Raw genomic sequence first — 20,194 nt, forward strand, 5'->3', positions numbered from 1 at the left:
GGGCGGTTCTCGATGTCGACGGCGGCACCCGACAGCGAAAGGTCGATGATCCGGCACGGGAACTTCTCGCCGGTGTCGAGCGTCAACTCGGTCACCGTCTTGCGCGGCGCAAGGCGATCGTGGCGGCGGTCTTCCGGCAGGCCGAGCTCGTGCTTGTTGGCGATCCAGGTGAGCTGGGCCGCGAGCTTCTCGCGCTTGCGCTCGGTCGCGTTGAGCTGGATGACGAAAGCGCCGTCGGCGATGCGCGACACGGTCCCTTCGAGGCGCCCGACGTGATCGACATAGGCGATGATGCGTTCGCCGGCGCGCGGCTGGGCCGGCGAGGAAAGCAGGACGTCGCCGGGCGACATGTCGATGGCCGTGCACTCGAACTCGTCATGATTGGCAAGCATCAGCCGCCCCGCCAGATTCACGGAAACGCGCTGGAACGCACCTTCGTGGTGCGGTTTCGGAGCGGTATTCTGTGCGTGCTGAAACGAGAACATGATGACTCTGTGGCGACATAGCTTGGCTGGCGGAGATTAGCCTTTTCAAGTTAATAGAAGGTTCGTCCTCCGGTTGGTCCAGGGCGTCATCTCGACACAGCGCTCCGGATCAGTCGCGGCGGCCGCCTTCGAGAATGCGGAGATGCCCGAACTGGCGGAATTCGCTCGAAAATGCGCCCGTGGCCGGTGATTTTGCAACGGTACCGCTCGGTTGCTGGGCTTCCTCTTCACGAAAGACGGCGGTGCGGTCGGGGTCGAGAACCTTCATGCCCGTCGCGTCGAGACACTCGATCGCGGTTGCATGCAACCAATACGGGCGAGAAAGCGGTGAGAGGGCGCCAAGGACCCGGTCGCTTTCTCCTTCGCTGGAAGCCAGCGGCAGGAGCAGGGTTTCGATGTCGACCTCCCGCGCGTCGGCGGTGCGGCCCTTGGCCGAAAGCACCAGCGGCACACGGTGCGTCATGACCTGGCCGGTGATGCGGTGCGTTTTCGCCGCCTGGCTTCCGAGCCACAGCATACCGAATTGCCGCCCGCGCAGCTCCTGGCCGAAGAGGGCGCACACCTGGGTTCCCGCCAGGCGAAACGAGATGCCGGCATTGCGGTCGCGCTCGAGAATGAACAGGTTCGGCAGCAGCATTCTGATATCCGAGGGTTCAAGCTCGTCGCGGCGCGGAAGCTCGCGCTTCCCGCGAATGGTGTTCCAGTATCGGAAAAGCTCCGTCGTCGTATTGCTGCGCATCGCTTCGTTCATTCCATTCCTGCGGCACGGTGTGTCCCGGTTCGGGACATCTTCGGCCGTGCATTGCGGTTCTGAGGATTTAGGAGCGAAAACCGTGCCAGCCGGAAATTAAGGTTAACAAACGGTTTCCGTTGCAGTGGGCCGCCGCAACTGGCAGGGGAGGACATCACTTTACGAAGCGTTGTCTTCGGCACTTGAACTGGAGCTCGGATCTGAGCTTGGCGACCGTTCAGTTTTTGCTGGACGGTCTTTTTTTGTTTGCTTATGGCTGGTCGCCCCAATTCCAATCCTAATTCCGGCGATGCCATGCCATCGCCGCGATCGAGCAGGAATGTGTGGACCGCATTGAGAGGAGAGAGCAGCAACCATGGAACGAGATCAGACGGCGACGCCACCGGAAGCAGAGCGCGAGAGCGCCGCGAGCCCGGCGCGCGAGCCGGCCTTTAATCTGCCGGCGGGGCTGACTTTCATCCTGCTGTTTCTGATCGCAATCCATGTTCTGCGAACCTACGTGCTGCCGCCGGCGATCGATCAGGAGATCATCTTCAATTTCGCGTTTCTCCCGGCGCGTTACGATCACCCTCTGGCGGAGCAGGGGCTTGCGTGGCTGTGGAGCCCCGTCACCTACTCCTTCCTGCACGGAAGCTGGGAACATCTGATCTTCAACATCTTCTGGATGGTTGCCTTCGGTGCGCCGGTGGTGCGGCGGATCGGCATGGGGCGCCTTGCCGTGTTCTGGTGCCTGTCGGCTGCGGCCGCCGTCGCGCTGCATACGGTCTTTCACTGGGGTGAGATGATCGTCGTCGTCGGTGCGTCCGGCGTGGTATCGGGCTTCATGGGGGCTGCGGCGCGTTTCGTCTTCTCGCCGAGCGGACGCATCAGCCGGCAGTTTGCCCATCTCAATCGCCGGCTCGACGTCGGTGAGGCGCTGGCCAACCGCTCGGTCGTGGTCTTCGCCGGCATCTGGTTTCTGACCAACTTCCTGATCGGCCTTGGCATGTTTACCCCGGGCGCGGCGGGCAGCGTAGCCTGGGAAGCGCATATCGGCGGCTTCCTCTTCGGCTTTCTGCTCTTCAGCCTTTTCGATCCGCGCGACTGACGGAGCGAAAGATCGGCGGACGGCGCTTGTGAGCGCTTGATTTCCCCAAGGCGCTGGCGCACCATTTGTTACGGTCGCCCGTGATCGAAAGACAGGGCGGCCCGTGTAGGCCGGGTATCGAATGCCATCCGCGTCTGAGGAGCACGCGCGACGGCTTTCGCAAGCGGCCAGGGTACAGGTTCCATCGCCCGACCGTACCGCACGTGAGATGGCTGGACCTTTCCCTGCCGACCCGGTGTTGTCGCAACGGGAGATGTGCGCATGTCAGTAAAAGCCATACTCGATGAAAAGGGCCGGAATGTCGTAACGGTCGGCCCTCAGATGACAGTCCAACAGGCTGCCATCCTTTTGCGTGACAATCATATCGGTGCGGTCGTCATCCTCGATGCGGACGATCAGATCGCAGGCATCCTCACCGAGCGCGACATCGTCGCGGCGATTGCCAAGCAGGGCTCGACCTGTCTGGAAAGACCGGTAGCAGCGGTCATGTGGCAGAATGTCTACTGCTGCACCGAGGATATGTCCGTGCAGACCCTGATGGAAATGATGAGCAAGCTCAGGGCCCGTCACTTGCCGGTCGAAAGAAACGGCCAACTCGCCGGCATCGTCTCGATCGGCGACGTGATCAAGCATCACATCCGCGCCATCGAGCACGAGACCGAACAGATCAAGGCCTATATCGCTGGCTGACGGGAAAGGGCGGCATTCCGCCGCCCTCTTAATCCCGTGGGGGCCGCGAGGCACCCTTGTGTTCATCATGACCTATGGGCGACCGGCAAGGTGCGCCGCCCGTCTCAGGCCTTTCACCCCGCAAACGAGCCGTCAGCGAACGAGCACTTCCTGCATGCGGCGAATTTCAACCAGTCTGGCCTTTGCCTCGTGGTAGCCGCGATCGATGGCTTCGCCCGCGCGATGGAACTCCGAAAGACCGATGTCGTTGAGTTTCGGGTGCAGCGCCAGATCCGGCGGGTCGCCGGCAAGCCGGGCGCGGGAAATCCGGTCCTGAATGATGTTGAAGGCCTGGACCATGACGCTGGTCATGCCGAGGCGCGACTGGTGCGGCGCTTCCTTGGCGGGCGCATCCAGGGATTCGGCGCCGGCGCTGTGTTTGACGACGGCCGAGCGACCATAGAGATCGTAGTTGAGGTTCACCGCGACGACGAGTTGCTGCTCATGGGCGCGGCACACCGAAACCGGAACCGGATTGACGAGCGCGCCATCGATCAGCAAGCGTCCGTTCGCCTTGATCGGCTCGAAGATGCCGGGCAGGGCGTAGGAAGCCCGGATCGCGGTGATCAGCGATCCTTTTTCGAGCCACACCTCGTGGCCACTGTGAACCTCTGTCGCAACCGCAATGAATGGCCTGTCGAGGCTCTCGATGCTGAGACCCTCGAGATGTTCCTGCATGCGCTTGGTCAGCCGCAGGCCGCCGAATAGACCGCCGCCGCCGATGGCGAAATCGAGCAGCCCGGCGATCCGGCGCACGGTGAGGGAACGGGCGAAGGTTTCGAGTTCGTCGAGCTTGCCGGCAAGGTAGCAACCGCCGACGAGCGCGCCGATCGAGGTGCCGGCAATCATGCCGACTTCGATGCCTTCTTCGTCGAGGGCGCGCAGCACGCCGATATGGGCCCAGCCGCGCGCGGCACCGCCGCCAAGCGCGATTGCGATCTTCGGTTTTTGCGGAGGTGGCGCCGGTTCAGGCGGCGTTGTCGAAATCGATGTTCCGTCCGGTCCGGACAGATCCGTAATCTGGTTGCTACGCGTAAACGTCCAATTCAACATCCGGCACCTCCAACACCGCCGAATACTCCGCAGCGCGACACGTCGATGAGAATGCGCGAAGGTCGCTGTGGCAATTCTTCACTGACTAAACTTCCCAGGGGTCGGGATTGATCCTGGAGAGACGCAATTTCGTGCGCGCGTCCTGGGGAGGCTCCGCCAAGCCGGCGCCGGTGCCGGCCTTGTCCTGCTTCATCGCTGAAAGACTGGCACCATTCTTAAGGTATATCACCGATCCCACCGACGATTGCGGCGCGACCGATAAACATTGGATACAGTTTGCAATACAGTTTGGAACGGGATCGTTCCGATTGCGCCGCATCCTTGCTTAAGGATTAGGCGCCCGCTTGGTTTCCAAAAGATAAATATAGCATGTAGCCGCGCCAAAAAGATGCGCGATGCTTAATTTTTATCGTAGATCTCGGCGGGGTCGAAATGCCTGTGGTCGTCGGTGATTTTGACCGTGGCCTTTCCGTCTTCGATGCCGACGGTTCGGTAGAAGCAGGAACGGCGCCCGGTGTGGCAGGTCGCGTCGTGGCCGGCGACGGAAACCTTCAGCCAGATCGCATCCTGGTCGCAATCGGTGCGGATTTCCTTGACCGTCTGCAGGTTTCCGGAGCTTTCGCCCTTCTTCCAGAGGCTTTTGCGCGAGCGGCTGTAGTAGTGCGCCACCCCGGTCTCGATCGTCAACGCGAGAGCCTCCGCATTCATGTGGGCGACCATGAGCAGCTCTCCATCCCTGGCGTCGGTGACGACAGCGGTGATCAGCCCCTTTTCATCGAAACGCGGGGTGAAGGCCGGACCCGTTTCCAGTTCGGCCTTGTTGGAGGAGGGAGCGTCGAAGGTGAGCGTCATGGAAAGGCTCCGTCTGTCGGAGCCTTACTTGAAGCCCCTGATCATCGTCATGAACCGCACCTGCTCGGCCGGCTCCGTCTGGAACGTACCCGTAAATGTGGTCGTCAGCGTTGTCGAGCCTTGCTTCTGCACGCCGCGCATCGCCATGCACATATGCTCGGCTTCGATCATCACGGCAACGCCGCGCGGGGCGAGCGACTCGTCGATAGCCTTGGCGATCTGCGCCGTCATCGATTCCTGCGTCTGCAGGCGGCGGCCGTAGATATCGACCACGCGGGCGATCTTCGACAGGCCGAGCACGCGCCCGTTCGGCAGGTAGGCGACATGCGCCTTGCCGATGATCGGCACCATGTGGTGTTCGCAATGCGAATAGAACGGGATGTCCTTGACGAGCACCATGTCGTCGTAGCCGGCAACTTCCTCGAAGGTGCGGCCGAGCACGTCTTCGGCAGCAAGTTCATAACCGCTGAAAAGCTCGCGGTAGGACTTGGCGACGCGCGCAGGCGTATCCAAAAGTCCTTCGCGCTGCGGGTCTTCGCCGGCCCAGCGCAAAAGAACGCGTACGGCGTCCTCCGCTTCCTTCTGGGTCGGACGGCCGCTCGCATCGTCGAGCACAGGAAAATTCTTCACTATGGCATCCATAATGGCCTCTTTGAGCAATACGGGATTGCTTGACGTTTTATCTTTCGGACAACTCGCCACTGGCCATTCGCCTAACCCTGCAGGCTTGGGTTCCGTTGGCGGGCTCCGGGGCTTTCCGGTCCTGGCTTAGCAGTGCACTGGACCTTCCGGCACGGTTTCCCAAACAACAGGCGACATTGTTCCTCTTGCGGAACTGTCGCCCCAACACGACATAGCATATAGTATGGTGCCACAGAGATGAAAGAGGCGGAGCGTGTCGCGTCGTGCTTTTTTCCCGTCTACCGGAGAAAATCATGCGTCGATCACTCAAAACCGCGAAAAATCAGTCGGATCGCGTCAAATGATGGATGACATCTACAACAGCCGAATTCTCGAATTTGCCGGCAATATTCCCCGGATCGGGACGCTCGGCGATGCCGATGCGGACGCGACGGCGCATTCCAAGCTGTGCGGTTCCAAGGTGCATATCTGGCTGAAGATGGATGGTGACGTCGTCACCGATTTTGCCCATGACGTGAAAGCCTGTGCGCTCGGCCAGGCGTCCTCTTCGATCATGGCGCGCCATGTCGTCGGCGCCGGTGCGGAGGAGATCCGCCAGGCGCGCGAAGACATGCTGGCCATGTTGAAGGCGGACGGCGAGGGGCCTTCGGGCCGCTTCGAGGATATGCGCTTCCTGCGTCCGGTGAAGGACTACAAGGCGCGCCATGCGTCGACCATGCTGACCTTCGATGCCGTCGTCGATGCCATCGAGCAGATCGAGGCCAGGCGACTGCTCGCGGCCGTCTGAGATGTGCGGCGAACCGAATTGCCGGCACGCTGCGCAGGAGAAGGCAGCGCCAGCGGCCCGTGGCCGAAACTGGTCGGGGCCTTTTCGCAAGACCCCCGGGCGGCTCGCTGGCATGGCGCTGATCCGCGCCTACCAGTTGACCCTTTCGAGCTTCATCGGCAATTCCTGCCGGCACCTGCCGACCTGTTCGGAATACGGTTACGAGGCGATTGCCCGCCATGGCTTCTGGGCTGGAGGCTGGATGACGCTGTTTCGCGTGGCGCGCTGCGGGCCGGGCGGAACGCATGGTTTCGATCCGGTGCCCGAGCGGCTTGAGCCGCGCCTCGTTTGGTACGCGCCGTGGCGCTTCTGGCGGCCGCGGCCGAAGGTTGGATGACCGCCATGACCATGCCGATGGAGTACCGTCAGGCTTCCGCGGACTTCGAGCACTTCGTTCTCGACGCCCGCGACTTGGCCGGACTGCAGACGACGAACCAGGCCTATACGATGGTGCAGGCGGTGCTGCAGGCGTTTCGGCGGCGGCTCGACATCGAGGACGCTATTCTGTTTGCCGACATCCTGCCGCCGGTCATCCGCGCGATCTTCGTTGCCGAGTGGGACCTTGAAGAGCCGAGGCTCCCGTTTTCCGGCCGCATCGCCATGACCCGGGAGGTGCAGGCGCTGCGCCCGGATCACAATGTTTCCCCGGACAGCGCCATTGCCGATGTCGCTGGCGCCTTGCGTCGCAACATCGACGAGGCGAAACTCGACCGGGTGCTCGCCCGTCTGCCGGCGGGCGCTGCGGATTTCTGGCGCGCCTGACAGGGGAATGATGAACAGCTACGTCGCCTTGCTTTACAGTATTGTTCTCGGGCCCGGCCGTCGGGTCGTCATGGCTGACCTCAAGAAGATGGCCGAAGGGCTCGGCTATCAAGCGCCGCGGACGTTGGTCGCAACGGGCAATCTGGTGTTTCAGACCGGACAAACGTCCACTCGGGACCTCGAACTGCCGCTCGAGAAGGCCTTTGCCGAGACTTTTGGCCGGCATGTCGACATTCTTGTCCGCTCGGGCGCCGATTGGCAGACGCTTGCCGTGTCCAATCCCTTCCATGAGGAGGGCGAAGCGGACGCGACGCAGGTTCATGTCCGGGTGATGCGCAATCCGTTGACGGAAATCGCGCTCGAAGGACTTCGGCGCTACTGCACCGCCGGCGAGCGACTGGTGATCGTCGATGGCGATCTCTGGGTACATTTTCCCGGCAAGGCCAGCGAATCGAAGCTGCTTGGCGCCATGACCACGAAGCGCCTTGGTATCGGGACATTCCGCAACTGGAACACGGTGAAGGGACTAGCCGAGATGCTGCGCAGCTAGTTTCCAGCGCAGGCTTCGCCTTTACTCACTTTCGAAAACCCTTTATCAGGCTACGGCGTGTTTCCGCAGGTCGTCACCGGCTGAGGGGCATGCAGCAATCCAAAGCACTACAGCGGCCTTTGCGCGTCTGACGGATGCGACGCTGTAACGTCAATTCTCCGGCCTCGCCGGTCAACCATACCACCCGCATTCGTTGGCGGGACTGGATAGGAGATCATCATGTCGAATCCTGTTTCCCTTACATTTCCTGATGGCTCGGTGCGCGAATACCCGTTCGGCACGACCGGCCGCGACGTGGCAGAATCGATTTCGAAGTCGCTCGCCAAGAAAGCTGTCGCGATTGCGCTCGATGGCGAGTTGCGTGACCTGTCCGATCCGGTGGCCAATGGCCGCCTTGAGATCGTCGTTCGTGACGACAAGCGCTCGCTCGAGCTCATCCGCCACGATGCCGCGCACGTCATGGCGGAGGCCGTGCAGGAACTGTGGCCGGGAACGCAGGTGACCATCGGTCCGGTCATCGACAACGGTTTCTACTACGACTTCGCCAAGAACGAGCCCTTCACGCCCGATGACCTGCCGCTGATCGAAAAGCGGATGAAGGAGATCATTGCCCGCAACAAGCCCTTCACCAAGGAAGTCTGGTCGCGCGAAAAGGCCCGCCAGGTCTTTGCCGAGAAGGGCGAGGCCTACAAGGTCGAGCTCGTCGATGCGATCCCCGAAGGACAGGATCTCAAGATCTACTACCAGGGTGACTGGTTCGATCTCTGCCGCGGCCCGCACCTCGCCTCGACCGGCCAGATCGGTACGGCCTTCAAGCTGATGAAGGTGGCCGGCGCCTACTGGCGCGGTGACAGCAACAACGCGATGCTGACCCGCATCTACGGCACGGCCTGGCACACCCAGGAAGAGCTTGACCAATACCTGCACGTGCTTGCCGAAGCCGAAAAGCGCGACCACCGTCGCCTCGGCCGCGAAATGGACCTGTTCCATTTCCAAGAGGAGGGCCCGGGCGTCGTCTTCTGGCATGGCAAGGGCTGGCGCATGTTCCAGACGCTGGTTGCCTATATGCGCCGGCGGCTCGCCAACACCTACCAGGAAGTCAACGCGCCGCAGGTGCTCGACAAGTCGCTCTGGGAAACCTCGGGTCACTGGGGCTGGTACCGCGACAACATGTTCAAGGTGACGGTTGCCGGTGACGAGACCGACGACGAGCGCATCTTTGCGCTGAAGCCGATGAACTGCCCGGGCCATATCCAGATCTTCAAACATGGCCTGAAGTCCTATCGCGAACTGCCGGTTCGTCTCGCCGAATTCGGCAACGTTCATCGCTACGAGCCCTCGGGCGCCCTGCACGGACTGATGCGCGTGCGCGGCTTCACCCAGGACGACGCGCACGTCTTCTGCACCGACGAGCAGATGGCCGAAGAATGCCTGCGCATCAACGACCTGATCCTGTCGGTGTACGAAGACTTCGGCTTCAAGGAAGTCGTGGTCAAGCTCTCCACCCGTCCGGACAAGCGTGTCGGCTCCGACGAACTCTGGGATCGCGCCGAAAGCGTGATGACGGACGTGTTGAAGACCATCGAGGCGCAGTCGGAAGGCCGCATCAAGACCGGCATCCTGCCGGGTGAGGGCGCCTTCTACGGTCCGAAGTTCGAATACACGCTGAAGGACGCGATCGGTCGCGAATGGCAGTGCGGCACGACCCAGGTCGACTTCAACCTGCCGGAACGTTTCGGCGCGTTCTATATCGACAAGGAATCGGAGAAGCGCCAGCCGGTGATGATCCACCGCGCCATCTGCGGCTCGATGGAACGCTTCCTCGGCATCCTGATCGAGAACTTCGCCGGCCACATGCCGCTGTGGGTTTCGCCGCTGCAGGTCGTCGTCGCGACGATCACGTCTGAAGCCGACGACTATGGTCGTGAGGTTGCCGAACTGCTGCGCGATGCAGGCCTCACTGTCGAGACCGACTTCCGCAACGAGAAGATCAATTACAAGGTCCGCGAACATTCGGTCACGAAGGTTCCGGTCATCGTCGTCTGCGGCAAGCGCGAAGCCGAAGAGCGCTCGGTCAACATCCGCCGTCTGGGATCGCAGGCCCAGACCGCCATGTCGCTCGACGAGGCGATTGCTTCGCTCGCGCTCGAAGCCATGGCGCCGGATCTCAAGCGCAAGTTGGAAAAGAAAGCTCGGGGTTGAGACCCCGAGCACTTGCTTTGTCAGCAAACTGTCATATTAGCGGAATATCCGGATAAGATCGTATCCATCGGAGATTTCCGTGCAGTTCAAAGAGCTGTCCTACGCCAATGAAAACGACCGGCGCCTGAAGCGCTGGTTCATTCGCTCCATGGAAGGCCTGTCGGGCCGCAACCGCTATGCCAAGCTTTATACGCGCTGGCGGTCCGACATCGTGGGCAAGAGCGAGCGCGTCTTCGGAGAGATGCTGCAGCTGATCGACGTGACGCTGCAGACGAAGGGCGAGTGGCCGCCGCGGAACCTGCCCGATACGCCGATCGTCATCATCGCCAACCATCCTTTCGGCATCGGCGACGGTATCGCCGTGCTGGCGCTTGCCGAACAGCTCGGCCGTCCCTTCCGCGTCCTCATCAACAACGAACTGCTGAAGGTGCCGGAAATGGCGCCTTACTCGCTGCCGGTATCGTTCGAAGAGACGAAGGAGGCACTGGCGGTCAACATGGCGACACGCCACGAAGCGCTGCGACTGCTCAAGGAAGGCGTGACCATCGTCATCTTCCCGGCCGGCGGCGTGGCGACTGCGCCGAAGGGTTTTGGCCGTGCCGAGGACCTGCCGTGGAAGATCTTTCCGGCAAAACTGATCCAGGCCGCGCGGGCGAGCGTGATCCCGATCTACTTCGAAGGTCAGAACGGCCCGTTCTTCCATCTGGCGAGCAAGATTTCGCTGACGCTGAGGCTGTCGCTGTTAATCCGAGAGTTCCGGCGTCTGTCGGGAACGACGATCGCGGCGCGCATCGGCGGCGTGCTCACGCCCGAGGATCTCGGTGCCTGCGGCGATCGCAAGGACCTTTTGGCGCGCATCTATGAGGCGGTCTTTTCCATGGCGCCGCCACGTCGGCGGTTCATGCGGCGGGCAAGCTGACGTGAGGTCGCTTTCCGTAACGTTGAGGCTTAGTCCTGGGCTTCCGACACGACGCTCGTATTGGTATTCGCATTGTTGCCGCCGCTGCTGAGCAGCACTTCCACGTCCATGTTGACGCCGGCCTTCACCGTGAAGTCGCGCTCGTAGATCTTGTCCTTGTAGCGGGCGACGGCGGAATAGCTGCCTTCGAGCAGAACCTGCGTCGGGAAGGCGCCATTGGCTTCGCTCACCGTGTCGCCGGCAGAGGTAAGGATCGTCCAGGCGGTGTTGGCGATCGCTTCGCCGCCAGGCTCCGAGACTAGCTTCAGCGTGAGTTTCGCGGCGCGGTGCTGCATGGTTGCTTCGGTCAGCTTGCCGGCCTCGACCTGGATGTCTGCCGCAGTCGAGGCGTTGGTCGTGCCGCCATAGCTGGAGGTTACGTGGTAGGTCCCGGCACCCAGCCGGACCACCGTGTTCGGCTTCACGTCCTCGACGATGAGCGCCCGTTCGCCGTCGCTCTTGGTGTCGGCGGAATAGACATCAAAGCTGAGTTCGGCCGGTGGGATGCGCACGTCGCTGCCGGAGACGGCATTGAGCTTCATGCCTCCGGCATCGAGCACCAGCACCTGCTTGTCGAGCGCGCCTTGCTCCGGCACGCGGACCTTGCGCGTGGCCGAGGCGCGTCCGAAGGAAACATTGACGAAGTATTCGCCTGGCACCAGGTTGAACGCGGTCGAGCCGCCTTCCGATGTTGCGAGAAGCGGCAGCTTGCCGTCGCTTCCGGGGATCGGGCTGAACACGCGCCAGGTCAGGCCAGCTTCGACGGGGCCGCCCTTTTCGACAAGCAGCGCCTCGAGCTTGATATCTTTTAGCGTGCCGTCCGCGAGCGGATCCGATGTCATCGGGCTGAAGCCCGTCAGCTTCGGCATCTTGCGCGGGCCGGCGATCGAGGGGAAATTTTCAAACGCCTGGGTCGCATCCTCGGCGAACACATTTCCCGTCGCGGTGCCGGCGACAAGGATCGCAAGGCCGGTCTGAAGGAAAATACGAGAGAGTGCACGCATGAGAACAGTTGACTTCCTGACTGAGTGACTCCACTTGGGACGCCGGTATGGCATTTTCGTGGCTGCCTGTGGGGCGGCAAATTAGTGGAATTCATCTGACATGAAAACCGAAATTAAGCTCGTCGACTACCTGACGTCCCGTCGCTCCATCCCCGCTTTCCAGATGGGAGGCCCGGGCCCCGGCAAGGCCGAGGTCGAGGAAATGCTGAAGCTCGCTTCGCGCGTGCCGGACCACGGCAAGCTCGCGCCCTGGCGCTTCATCGTCTATCGCGGCGAGGAGAGGGTGCGCATCAGCGCCAAGCTGAAGGCGATGGCGCTCGAGCTGAAGCCAGACCTGTCGGAAGAGATGATCAAGGTCGAGGAAACCCGCCTGTCGCGCGCGCCTGTGGTCGTCGCCGTCGTCAGCACCGCCGCGCCGCATTTCAAGATCCCGGAATGGGAGCAGGTCATGTCTGCCGGTGCCGTCTGCCTCAACCTGCTGATGGCCGCCAACGCTCTCGGATACGCATCCAACTGGCTGACCGAGTGGTATGCTTTCGATGAGCGCGCCTATCCGCTGCTGGGCGTGAAGCCGGGCGAGAAAATTGCCGGCTTCATCCATATCGGCACCGCCATGGTGCCACCGACGGAGCGGCCGCGGCCGGAGCTGGCCGAGATCGTCACCTGGGTCGGCGAGGAAGCCTGATGTTTTACGATACGACCTCGAACAGTCACGGTCTGCCGCATGATCCCTTCAAGGCGATCGTTTCGCCGCGGCCTATCGGTTGGATTGGAACGCGGTCGGCCGAGGGCGCGCTGAACCTCGCGCCCTATTCCTTCTTCAACGCTATCAGCGACCGGCCAAAGCTCGTGATGTTTTCGTCCAGCGGCTACAAGGACTCGGTTCGCAATATCGAGGCGACCGGTGAGTTCACGGCGAGCTTCGCCAGTCGTGATCTGGCGGATGCCGTCAACAAGACCTCGATCCCGGCGCCGCATGGCGAGAGCGAATTCGAGATTGCCGGACTGACGCCGGTCGATGGTGCGCTGGTTGGCGCGCCTTTCGTCGGCGAAGCCTATGCCGCGCTCGAATGCCGGATGACCGAGATGTTCCAGCCGAAGAATCTGGATGGCGCATTGTCCGACAACTACGTCGTGATCGGCCAGGTCGTCGGCATCCACATTCGCGAGGATGCGATCCGCGAAGGCCGTTTCGACATGTCGACGGTCAAGCCGCTCGCCCGCCTTGGCTACATGGATTACTGCGACGGCGGCGACGTCTTCCAGATGACCCGCCCGACGCGCTGACCATTGCAGTGAAGGCTCGGCGTCATGCGCCGTCGGCGATGACTGCCTGCTCGGGCGAGCGGCAGACGACCGAAGCGAACCCGTCGTTCGTGCTTTGTGAAAGTGCCCAGCGCGTGGCTGCCGCGTCGGCCGTGGGCGGCAGCACCTCACAGGCGCGGACGCCAGCCTCATGGGCCCTCAGCACCACATTGGCGCGGCCGACGAGGATAGGCGCCGCCACGCCCTGATGTGCAGCGCTCGCCGGTTCCTTGCAGCCGACCGCCTTTGCCAGCGCCGAACCGTTGAAGATCAGACCTTCCAATCTCTGCGAACATCCCGCCAGCGTGTGCGGTGACAGCAGGCCTTCGGGCGATGCGCCATATTCGGCGTAGATCCTGGTGCGGCCGGCCGGAAGGCCATTCCTTGCTTCTGCGGCCCGCAGCATCACGTCGAGCTTCTGTATGTCCGCGCGGCCGCGGCATCCGGTAAGCACGGCGCCCTCGATACCGCCGCCAAGCAGTCGGTTTAGTTCGTCTTCATGGAGCAGTTCGGTCGGTTCGACGCGGGCGAGCAGCGCGAACGCGCGTCTCTCCATCTGGGAGAGGGCGGCGATACGTGTTTCGTGACCGGAGCCGGCATCCAGGATGAGCCCGGCGAATGTGTTGAGGACGCTCACGTCCAGGCTGAGCGCGTCGCCCTCGGCAAGCAGCAACGGCCTTATGGTTTGGAGGCGGTTAACAGACATGGTGAACCAATCTTAAACCTTTGCTCGCTAGGCTCAGAACATCGGTGGCATTGGCGTGGTCTAGTGGGGCGTAGGTGATCATACAAGCATTTCTTCGCTGGGTGGAAACGGCGAGAACGGGTGAGCGCATTCGCGCCGCCAGCGCGCTCGGCCGCGCCTATGTTGATGCGCAGTTGAATGGCCTCGATCGTCGCGCCGCCGAAATGGCGATGACCTTCCTGTTGGACGATCCGTCGCCGAAAGTTCGCCTTGCCTTGGCCGAAGCCCTTTGCAGTTGTTCCTCCGTGCCGCGCGCCATCGTTCTTGGCCTTGCCGGCGATCAGCCTGAAATTGCCTATCTCGTCGTTTCGCATTCTCCTGTCCTGACCGACGACGACTTGGTCGACCTCGCCGCGCGCGGAACGCTGGAGACCCGCGCGCTGATCGCGGCGCGCAGTTTCGTTTCGCGCGGGGTCGCCGCTGCGATCGCCGAAATCGGCGACGAAGACGAAATGCTGATCCTGCTGGAAAACCCCGGTGCGCTTCTGTCGCGCCGTTCGCTGAAGCGCATTGCCGAGCGCCTTGGTCATTCGGCTTCCGTTCGTGATCTGCTTCTTGCGCGCAACGACCTGCCGAGTGCCGCCCGCCACACGCTTGTCGAAGAAGTCGGCGCAGCGCTTGCCGCTTTCGGCTTCGTACAGGTGACGATTGGAGAAGCCCGCGTGCAGCGGGTCACCCGTGAGGCCTGCGATATCGCCGCCGTCGGCATGGTTGGATCGACAGCCGTCGAGGAACTGCCGGACCTCGTCACGCACCTGCGCGAGACCGGCCGGCTGACACCCGCTTTCCTGCTGCATGCGCTGGTGACCGGCCGCGCAGAGTTTTTCTCGGCGGTGATCGTCGACCTCTCGGGCGTTAGCGAAAAACGCGTGCGCTCCATTCTGTCCGGCGGACGCATCCACTCGATCCGTGCCTTGTTCGAAAGCGCCGGACTTGGACGCGACGTCAGCGAAACTTTTGCAACAGCCGTCCTCCTGTGGCGTCAGGACGGGCCGGCGGCAGTCGACGGCCATGCGACGGTCTCGGCAGAACTGCTCGCGCGCCTTCGACGCGGTGGCGCCACGTCGCCGGCCGAAGTCGCGATGATCGATCTGCTCGAGCGCCTGGCATTTGCCGAGGAGCGCCAGTCGGCCCGCCACTACGCGGAGCTGGCCGCACGCCAGGCCGCCTGAGCGCCACCCGTTTCCAGCGAGGTATGCACATATGAACGCGAGGACCGCGACCGTTGCCGTGACCGGAATTGGCGGTTTCGTCGGGCGGCACGTCGCGCTCGCCTTGCTGCGCGAGGGCTATCCCGTGCACGGCACGGTCCGAACGCTCGGGCGCGCCGAGGAGATCGAGCAATCCATTCGATCAGCCGGAGGAACCGATGCCGCGCGCCTGACGTTTGGTGAGGCGGATCTCCTGGAGGAGCGGGGCTGGGCCGAGGCCTTTGCTGACGTTTCTTACGTCGTCCACACCGCCTCGCCATTTCCGGCTCGCTTGCCCATCAATGAAGATGATCTGATCGGGCCGGCCCGTGACGGCACGCTGCGGGTGCTCAGGGCTGCCCATGCGGCCGGTGTCAAACGCGTCGTGCTCACGTCGTCGGTCGCTGCGGTCATCTACGGGGCAGGGCGAGCGCCGTTTACGGAGGAGGACTGGAGCGATCCGCAGTCTCCGCTTGCGACGCCCTATTACCGCTCTAAGACCGTTGCCGAACGCGCAGCCTGGGACTATGTGGCAGAAAGCGGCCTGGAGCTTGCGGTCGTCAATCCCGGCATGGTGCTCGGGCCGGTTCTTGGCCACGATATTGGCACATCCGTCGCCGTGGTGCGCAACCTGCTCAAGGGGAATTACCCAGCCTTGCCGAAGTTCGCCGTGCCTGTTGTCGATGTGCGCGACGTGGCGGATGCGCATGTGCGGGCCTTGACCGTCGCCGCGGCAGCGGGCGAGCGCTTCCTGATCGCGGGAGAAACGCTTTCCCTTGCGGATATCACGGCTATCCTCCGGCGCCGGTTCCCTGAACGCGCGGGCAGGCTTCCAAGGTTCGTCCTGCCCAATTGGCTGGCGGGACTTGCCGCACCCTTCGATGCGGGCTTGCGTCTCATCGTGCGCGAGCTCGGGCATGACTCACGCATTTCCAACGAAAAGGCGCGACGCGTTCTCGGGTGGCAGCCACGCTCGGCGGAGGACGCGGTCATCGCCTCGGCGAACAGCCTGATCTCGGCCGGCCTCGTCTGAGGCATGCAGGCGCGTCAGTCGGTAAAGCGGCGCGCGACCCAGGAATAGCCATCTTCGACATAGCGCACCGGCTTCGTCACGATGTTTTTCAGCTTTTCCCGATCGGGGATCGCACCTGACAGGAAAGCCAACGTGCGTTTCGGTAATCCTTGCTCGGGTTCTGCCTCCGTCGCCGGAGCGGGCAGCGCCTGGTTCTGCTGGGCGCCCGGCGGCGGCGCGGGCATTTCGGCGACGCTTGGCGCCGAGCTCTCGCAAACCGCGACGACAACCGGGTAGTTCGCATTGGAAAACCTCGGCAGTTGCGCGTTCGAAGCCGTGTCGCACTGCGCGATCGATGGCCAGCTCCCGTTGACCGTCGAGATGTACTGGCATTGGCTGACGTCGTGGTCGCAGCCGAGAATGGTCATGACTATCAGCGCCGCTTGCATCGCGTTCCCATCGTCTTTGCAGGTTGTGGTGGATCAACCTATGCCTGCATGATTCTCCTCGAAATAGGGCGATGTTGCCGGCAGCGCGGAACAAATTGTTTCAACCTGTTAGGCGGATTGATGGAGCGGCATGCGGACCTGCGCCATTTGACGTATTGGTCCAGGCGTTTGCCGGCGGTAGTTTGACGCAAAGCAATTGAATGAAAAGGAAGAACCGATTGCCTGCCGTAATCATAGCCCAGGAGACGCCGCGCCAAGCAGAAGTCCTGCGTCTTCTGGAACTCTCCGACGCCTACGCCGCCTCGCTCTATCCCGCCGAGAGCAACCACATGGTCGATCTGTCGAGCCTGGAAAAGCCGGAGGTATCGTTCTTCGTTGCGAGGCGTGACGGCGATATCGTCGGCTGCTGCGCCCTGGTGGATGCCGGTGACGGGACGGCGGAGATCAAGCGCATGTTCGTCGATTCCGAGGCGAGGGGGCTCAGGGTCGGCAAGCTGTTGCTGCAGGCGTTGGAGGCGCGCGCAGCGCAAGTCGGGTTATCGGCAATCCGCCTTGAAACCGGCATCTATCAGCCGGAAGCGATCGGCCTTTACAAGGCGGCCGGCTATGCCGAGCGCCCGCCGTTCGGTGAATATCAGCCGGATCCGCTAAGCCTCTTCATGGAAAAATCCGTTTGTGCGGCGGCATGAGGTCAGGCTGCCAACAATCTCGGTAAACGAGAACGGCGGCCGTTGGGCCGCCATTTTTGATTTGGACTGTTGTGATCCTGCATGCCAGCTAAAGGCCGGCTCAGATGTCCAGGTTGTCCGCAAAGACGGCGCGTTCCTGGATGAAGCGGAAGCGCGCATCCGCCTTCGTGCCCATCAGGTTGTCGACCGCCTCGCGCGTGCCCTCGAAATCGACATCGTCGATCTCGACTTTCAGCAACGTGCGGAACTTCGGATCCATCGTCGTTTCCTTGAGCTGCGCCGGCAGCATCTCGCCGAGACCTTTGAAACGGCCGATCTCGACCTTGCCGCGGCCGGCAAACTCGGTGCGCATCAGTTCTTCGCGGTGTGCGTCGTCGCGGGCATAGAGCGTCCTTGCGCCCTGGCTGATGCGATAGAGCGGCGGCACGGCGAGATAGAGGTGACCGCCGCGGATCAGCTCGGGCATCTCCTGATAGAAGAAGGTGATCAGCAGCGAGGCGATATGGGCGCCGTCGACGTCGGCGTCGGTCATGACGACGATGCGCTCATAGCGCAGGTCCTCTTCGCGGTACTTGCTGCGGGTGCCGCAACCAAGCGCCTGGATGAGGTCGGCGATCTGCTGGTTGGCGCCGAGTTTTTCGCGACCGGCGCTTGCGACGTTCAGGATCTTGCCGCGCAAGGGCAGGATTGCCTGGTTGGCGCGATTGCGCGCCTGCTTCGCCGAACCGCCTGCCGAGTCCCCTTCGACGATGAAGAGTTCGGCGCCTTCGGCGGTGTTCTGCGAGCAGTCGGCAAGTTTGCCGGGCAGGCGCAGCTTGCGCACCGCGGTCTTGCGGTTGACTTCCTTTTCCTTGCGCCGGCGTACGCGCTCCTCGGCGCGTTCGACCACCCAGTCAAGCAGTTTGTCGGCTTCGGCCGGATTGTCGGTCAGGTAGTGGTCGAAGGGATCGCGCAGCGCATTTTCGACGATGCGTTGTGCTTCGACGGTGGCGAGCTTGTCCTTGGTCTGCCCGACGAACTCCGGTTCGCGGATGAACACCGACAGCATGCCTGCGGCCGAGATCATCACGTCATCGGTGGTGATGAGCGCCGCGCGCTTGTTCTGCTTCAGTTCGGCGTAGTTCTTCAGGCCCTTGGTCAGCGCGATGCGGAAACCCGCCTCGTGCGTACCGCCTTCGGGCGTCGGAATGGTGTTGCAGTAGGAATGAACCTGCTGATCGCCGCCATACCAGGTGACCGCCCATTCGAGCGAGCCGTGGCCGTTGGCCTTCTCCGACTTGCCGGCGAAGATCTCGCGGGTAACGGTGAATTCCTTGCCGAGCGTCGCCGCCAGATAGTCCTTCAGGCCGCCCGGGAAGTGGAAGACCGCCTTGTCCGGGATCTCCGAACCTTCCTGCAGCAATGACGGATCGCAGGACCAGCGGATCTCGACGCCACCGAAGAGGTAGGCTTTCGAGCGAGCCATGCGGAAAAGCCGGCCGGGTTCGAAATGCGCGTGCGGTCCGAAAATGTCCGGGTCCGGATGGAAGCGGACGCGCGTGCCGCGGCGATTGTGTACGTCGCCGAGTTCCTCGAGCCCGCCCTGCGGGATGCCGCGGGAGAAGCGCTGGCGGTAGAGCTTGCGATTGCGGGCGACCTCGACTTCGAGCGCGTCGGAAAGCGCGTTGACGACGGAAACGCCGACGCCGTGCAGACCGCCCGAGGTCTCATAGGCCTTGCCGTCGAACTTGCCGCCGGCATGGAGCACCGTCATGACGACTTCGAGCGTCGACTTGCCGGGGAATTTCGGATGGTTTTCGACCGGGATGCCGCGGCCGTTGTCGGTGACGGTCAGGAACCCCTCGGCATCGAGATGGACCTCGATGAAGTTTGCATGACCGGCGACCGCTTCGTCCATCGAGTTGTCGATGACTTCGGCAAAGAGATGGTGCAGCGCCTTCTCGTCGGTGCCGCCGATATACATGCCTGGACGACGGCGGACGGGCTCAAGGCCCTCGAGCACCTCGATCGCCGACGCATCGTAATCGCTGCCATCGCTGCCCTTCGGGGCAGGGCGCGGTTCTTCGCGCGCGATGGGGGCTGCAGCCACGGCCGGCTTGGCGCTCGGCTGAACGGGCTTCGGTTGCTCGGGCATTGAGAAGAGGTCGCTGTTGTCGTCCATGGGGCCGTTCGGATCGTTCCTGTCGTTCGGGAATGCCAGAGGCCTTAGCAAGCCCCAGGCTTTGCCGCCATCCCCCGGCGGTCGAATCACCTGAATTCTGCCAGACTCTCACAGGATACGCGAACAAAAGGAGAATTTCTGGCGCCGGCCGCCGGTGATTTTTCGCACGAACGGCCGTGTTTCTGGCCAAGTGTTGCTTTGCGGTGCGGCCAATGGCAAGGCTTGCGGCCAAAGAGGGAGCCCGTCATTTGGCCGTGTCCACAGTTGTTTTTCCGTTTCGCGCCTACCTGTTCGCCGTGGCCCTGGCAATTGCCGCTTCGCCAGCAAAGGCTCAGACGCTCAAGCCCTATAAGGACGAACTGTTCTCCTATGCCAAAGTGCTCGGCCAGGAGGATGGCGGCGACGACCTGACGGTCGACTACCAGGAACTGCGGGACATCAACGAGCGCGACGAAATCCCCGAGCGCCGGGTGAAGCGCGCCTATGTGTCGCTTGGCGTCAAGAGCGAGCAGGTCAACGAAACGCTCGATATCGGCGGCCGCGCGCTCGACGTGACCCGTGTCGGCCCCGATCGCGGCGCCGGGTTTTCGGTCATCTTCATCCATGGGCGCGGCGGCGACCGCCGGCTGGGTGCCAATGACTTTTCCTTCGGTGGAAACTTCAATCGGCTGAAGAACCTCGCCGTCGCCAATGGCGGCGTCTATTACGCCCCGAGCGTCCGGTCCTTCGATACGGCAGGGGC

At 62.6% G+C, this 20,194-nt stretch carries 22 protein-coding genes and 1 pseudogene; 14 read left to right on the top strand and 9 right to left on the bottom strand.

Annotation, left to right across the window (positions count from 1 at the left end; all coding sequences use genetic code 11):
• The coding region (locus tag L981_RS13190; RefSeq protein WP_043616490.1) for a PilZ domain-containing protein at window positions 1-485 on the bottom strand (485 nt) is incomplete at its 3' end.
• Window positions 486-594: 109 nt separating this feature from the next.
• Entirely contained in the window at window positions 595-1,236 is a 642-nt protein-coding gene (locus tag L981_RS13195) for a PAS domain-containing protein (protein ID WP_082006012.1), read from the bottom strand.
• A 355-nt stretch (window positions 1,237-1,591) separates the two neighbouring features.
• Between L981_RS13195 and L981_RS13200 the strand changes: the two genes are divergently transcribed.
• Window positions 1,592-2,323 (top strand): rhomboid family intramembrane serine protease, encoded by a 732-nt coding sequence (locus L981_RS13200; protein ID WP_043616493.1) that lies wholly within the window; start codon window positions 1,592-1,594, stop codon window positions 2,321-2,323.
• A 261-nt stretch (window positions 2,324-2,584) separates the two neighbouring features.
• On the top strand, window positions 2,585-3,013 hold the full coding sequence (locus L981_RS13205; protein ID WP_034795965.1) for a CBS domain-containing protein: 429 nt from the start codon (window positions 2,585-2,587) through the stop codon (window positions 3,011-3,013).
• 132 nt (window positions 3,014-3,145) lie between these two features.
• Here the strand turns inward: L981_RS13205 and L981_RS13210 are convergent, their stop codons facing one another.
• The 3 genes from L981_RS13210 to folE all read right to left on the bottom strand — a co-directional run bounded on the left by L981_RS13210 (window position 3,146) and on the right by folE (window position 5,599).
• Window positions 3,146-4,105, bottom strand: a complete 960-nt coding sequence (locus tag L981_RS13210) for a patatin-like phospholipase family protein (RefSeq protein WP_043616497.1) — start codon at window positions 4,103-4,105, stop codon at window positions 3,146-3,148.
• Window positions 4,106-4,504: 399 nt separating this feature from the next.
• Window positions 4,505-4,957: a phosphoribosyl-AMP cyclohydrolase gene (gene hisI / locus L981_RS13215; protein ID WP_043616499.1), complete on the bottom strand. Its 453-nt coding sequence runs from the start codon at window positions 4,955-4,957 to the stop codon at window positions 4,505-4,507.
• A gap of 24 nt (window positions 4,958-4,981) precedes the next feature.
• Window positions 4,982-5,599 carry a GTP cyclohydrolase I FolE gene (gene folE, locus L981_RS13220; protein WP_043616502.1) on the bottom strand — a complete coding sequence of 206 codons (618 nt, stop codon included), beginning with the start codon at window positions 5,597-5,599 and terminating at the stop codon, window positions 4,982-4,984.
• Between the two features lie 340 nt (window positions 5,600-5,939).
• Here folE and L981_RS13225 point away from each other — a divergent pair, with 340 nt between their 5' ends.
• From L981_RS13225 to L981_RS13250, 6 genes are all read left to right on the top strand, one after another.
• Window positions 5,940-6,386: an iron-sulfur cluster assembly scaffold protein gene (locus L981_RS13225; RefSeq protein WP_034795955.1), complete on the top strand. Its 447-nt coding sequence runs from the start codon at window positions 5,940-5,942 to the stop codon at window positions 6,384-6,386.
• A gap of 1 nt (window position 6,387) precedes the next feature.
• Window positions 6,388-6,762, top strand: a complete 375-nt coding sequence (gene yidD / locus L981_RS13230; protein WP_043616505.1) for a membrane protein insertion efficiency factor YidD — start codon at window positions 6,388-6,390, stop codon at window positions 6,760-6,762.
• Entirely contained in the window at window positions 6,759-7,187 is a 429-nt protein-coding gene (locus L981_RS13235) for a DUF2267 domain-containing protein (RefSeq protein WP_043616507.1), read from the top strand. Before yidD ends, L981_RS13235 begins: the two co-directional genes overlap by 4 nt.
• A gap of 10 nt (window positions 7,188-7,197) precedes the next feature.
• Complete coding sequence (locus tag L981_RS13240) at window positions 7,198-7,737, top strand: DUF1697 domain-containing protein (protein WP_043616539.1); 540 nt, start codon at window positions 7,198-7,200, stop codon at window positions 7,735-7,737.
• 219 nt (window positions 7,738-7,956) lie between these two features.
• Window positions 7,957-9,939 carry a threonine--tRNA ligase gene (thrS, locus tag L981_RS13245; protein ID WP_043616509.1) on the top strand — a complete coding sequence of 661 codons (1,983 nt, stop codon included), beginning with the start codon at window positions 7,957-7,959 and terminating at the stop codon, window positions 9,937-9,939.
• Window positions 9,940-10,018: 79 nt separating this feature from the next.
• Window positions 10,019-10,858 (top strand): lysophospholipid acyltransferase family protein, encoded by an 840-nt coding sequence (locus tag L981_RS13250; protein WP_043616513.1) that lies wholly within the window; start codon window positions 10,019-10,021, stop codon window positions 10,856-10,858.
• Window positions 10,859-10,887: 29 nt separating this feature from the next.
• Here L981_RS13250 and L981_RS13255 read toward each other — a convergent pair whose 3' ends face one another.
• Window positions 10,888-11,901 carry a hypothetical protein gene (locus L981_RS13255; protein ID WP_043616516.1) on the bottom strand — a complete coding sequence of 338 codons (1,014 nt, stop codon included), beginning with the start codon at window positions 11,899-11,901 and terminating at the stop codon, window positions 10,888-10,890.
• A gap of 100 nt (window positions 11,902-12,001) precedes the next feature.
• Here L981_RS13255 and L981_RS13260 point away from each other — a divergent pair, with 100 nt between their 5' ends.
• Together L981_RS13260 and L981_RS13265 are read left to right on the top strand one after the other, a co-directional pair.
• Entirely contained in the window at window positions 12,002-12,586 is a 585-nt protein-coding gene (locus L981_RS13260; protein WP_034795936.1) for a nitroreductase, read from the top strand.
• On the top strand, window positions 12,586-13,188 hold the full coding sequence (locus L981_RS13265; protein WP_043616519.1) for a flavin reductase family protein: 603 nt from the start codon (window positions 12,586-12,588) through the stop codon (window positions 13,186-13,188). The genes L981_RS13260 and L981_RS13265 overlap by 1 nt, the downstream gene beginning before the upstream one ends.
• Before the next feature lie 22 nt (window positions 13,189-13,210).
• Here the strand turns inward: L981_RS13265 and L981_RS13270 are convergent, their stop codons facing one another.
• Window positions 13,211-13,879 (bottom strand): hypothetical protein, encoded by a 669-nt coding sequence (locus L981_RS13270; protein WP_082006013.1) that lies wholly within the window; start codon window positions 13,877-13,879, stop codon window positions 13,211-13,213.
• A gap of 107 nt (window positions 13,880-13,986) precedes the next feature.
• Between L981_RS13270 and L981_RS13275 the strand changes: the two genes are divergently transcribed.
• Together L981_RS13275 and L981_RS13280 are read left to right on the top strand one after the other, a co-directional pair.
• Complete coding sequence (locus L981_RS13275) at window positions 13,987-15,123, top strand: DUF2336 domain-containing protein (RefSeq protein ID WP_043616525.1); 1,137 nt, start codon at window positions 13,987-13,989, stop codon at window positions 15,121-15,123.
• A gap of 31 nt (window positions 15,124-15,154) precedes the next feature.
• Complete coding sequence (locus tag L981_RS13280; RefSeq protein WP_043616528.1) at window positions 15,155-16,174, top strand: aldehyde reductase; 1,020 nt, start codon at window positions 15,155-15,157, stop codon at window positions 16,172-16,174.
• A 14-nt stretch (window positions 16,175-16,188) separates the two neighbouring features.
• Here L981_RS13280 and L981_RS13285 read toward each other — a convergent pair whose 3' ends face one another.
• A complete protein-coding gene (locus L981_RS13285; RefSeq protein ID WP_043616531.1) occupies window positions 16,189-16,602 on the bottom strand; it encodes a hypothetical protein in 414 nt (137 codons plus the stop codon).
• Window positions 16,603-16,820: 218 nt separating this feature from the next.
• Here L981_RS13285 and L981_RS13290 point away from each other — a divergent pair, with 218 nt between their 5' ends.
• Window positions 16,821-17,291 (top strand): GNAT family N-acetyltransferase, encoded by a 471-nt coding sequence (locus L981_RS13290; RefSeq protein ID WP_043616534.1) that lies wholly within the window; start codon window positions 16,821-16,823, stop codon window positions 17,289-17,291.
• Between the two features lie 100 nt (window positions 17,292-17,391).
• Here L981_RS13290 and parE read toward each other — a convergent pair whose 3' ends face one another.
• Window positions 17,392-19,452, bottom strand: coding sequence for a DNA topoisomerase IV subunit B (gene parE, locus L981_RS13295; RefSeq protein WP_043616536.1), 2,061 nt, complete (start codon window positions 19,450-19,452; stop codon window positions 17,392-17,394).
• A 212-nt stretch (window positions 19,453-19,664) separates the two neighbouring features.
• Between parE and L981_RS13300 the strand changes: the two are divergent.
• Window positions 19,665-20,194, top strand: a pseudogene (locus L981_RS13300) (phospholipase); the annotation flags it as partial.

The sequence above is a fragment of the Ensifer sp. ZNC0028 genome (assembly GCF_000799055.1).
Lineage (GTDB): Bacteria > Pseudomonadota > Alphaproteobacteria > Rhizobiales > Rhizobiaceae > Ensifer.

What these genes read in the sequence shown, in the direction of transcription:
- L981_RS13195 (WP_082006012.1), bottom strand. Translation starts at nt 1,236, where the DNA reads ATGAACGAAGCGATGCGCAGCAATACGACGACGGAGCTTTTCCGATAC.
- L981_RS13200 (WP_043616493.1), top strand. Translation starts at nt 1,592, where the DNA reads ATGGAACGAGATCAGACGGCGACGCCACCGGAAGCAGAGCGCGAGAGC.
- L981_RS13205 (WP_034795965.1), top strand. Translation starts at nt 2,585, where the DNA reads ATGTCAGTAAAAGCCATACTCGATGAAAAGGGCCGGAATGTCGTAACG.
- L981_RS13210 (WP_043616497.1), bottom strand. Translation starts at nt 4,105, where the DNA reads ATGTTGAATTGGACGTTTACGCGTAGCAACCAGATTACGGATCTGTCC.
- hisI (WP_043616499.1), bottom strand. Translation starts at nt 4,957, where the DNA reads ATGACGCTCACCTTCGACGCTCCCTCCTCCAACAAGGCCGAACTGGAA.
- folE (WP_043616502.1), bottom strand. Translation starts at nt 5,599, where the DNA reads ATGGATGCCATAGTGAAGAATTTTCCTGTGCTCGACGATGCGAGCGGC.
- L981_RS13225 (WP_034795955.1), top strand. Translation starts at nt 5,940, where the DNA reads ATGATGGATGACATCTACAACAGCCGAATTCTCGAATTTGCCGGCAAT.
- yidD (WP_043616505.1), top strand. Translation starts at nt 6,388, where the DNA reads ATGTGCGGCGAACCGAATTGCCGGCACGCTGCGCAGGAGAAGGCAGCG.
- L981_RS13235 (WP_043616507.1), top strand. Translation starts at nt 6,759, where the DNA reads ATGACCGCCATGACCATGCCGATGGAGTACCGTCAGGCTTCCGCGGAC.
- L981_RS13240 (WP_043616539.1), top strand. Translation starts at nt 7,198, where the DNA reads ATGAACAGCTACGTCGCCTTGCTTTACAGTATTGTTCTCGGGCCCGGC.
- thrS (WP_043616509.1), top strand. Translation starts at nt 7,957, where the DNA reads ATGTCGAATCCTGTTTCCCTTACATTTCCTGATGGCTCGGTGCGCGAA.
- L981_RS13255 (WP_043616516.1), bottom strand. Translation starts at nt 11,901, where the DNA reads ATGCGTGCACTCTCTCGTATTTTCCTTCAGACCGGCCTTGCGATCCTT.
- L981_RS13260 (WP_034795936.1), top strand. Translation starts at nt 12,002, where the DNA reads ATGAAAACCGAAATTAAGCTCGTCGACTACCTGACGTCCCGTCGCTCC.
- L981_RS13265 (WP_043616519.1), top strand. Translation starts at nt 12,586, where the DNA reads ATGTTTTACGATACGACCTCGAACAGTCACGGTCTGCCGCATGATCCC.
- L981_RS13280 (WP_043616528.1), top strand. Translation starts at nt 15,155, where the DNA reads ATGAACGCGAGGACCGCGACCGTTGCCGTGACCGGAATTGGCGGTTTC.
- L981_RS13285 (WP_043616531.1), bottom strand. Translation starts at nt 16,602, where the DNA reads ATGCAAGCGGCGCTGATAGTCATGACCATTCTCGGCTGCGACCACGAC.
- parE (WP_043616536.1), bottom strand. Translation starts at nt 19,452, where the DNA reads ATGGACGACAACAGCGACCTCTTCTCAATGCCCGAGCAACCGAAGCCC.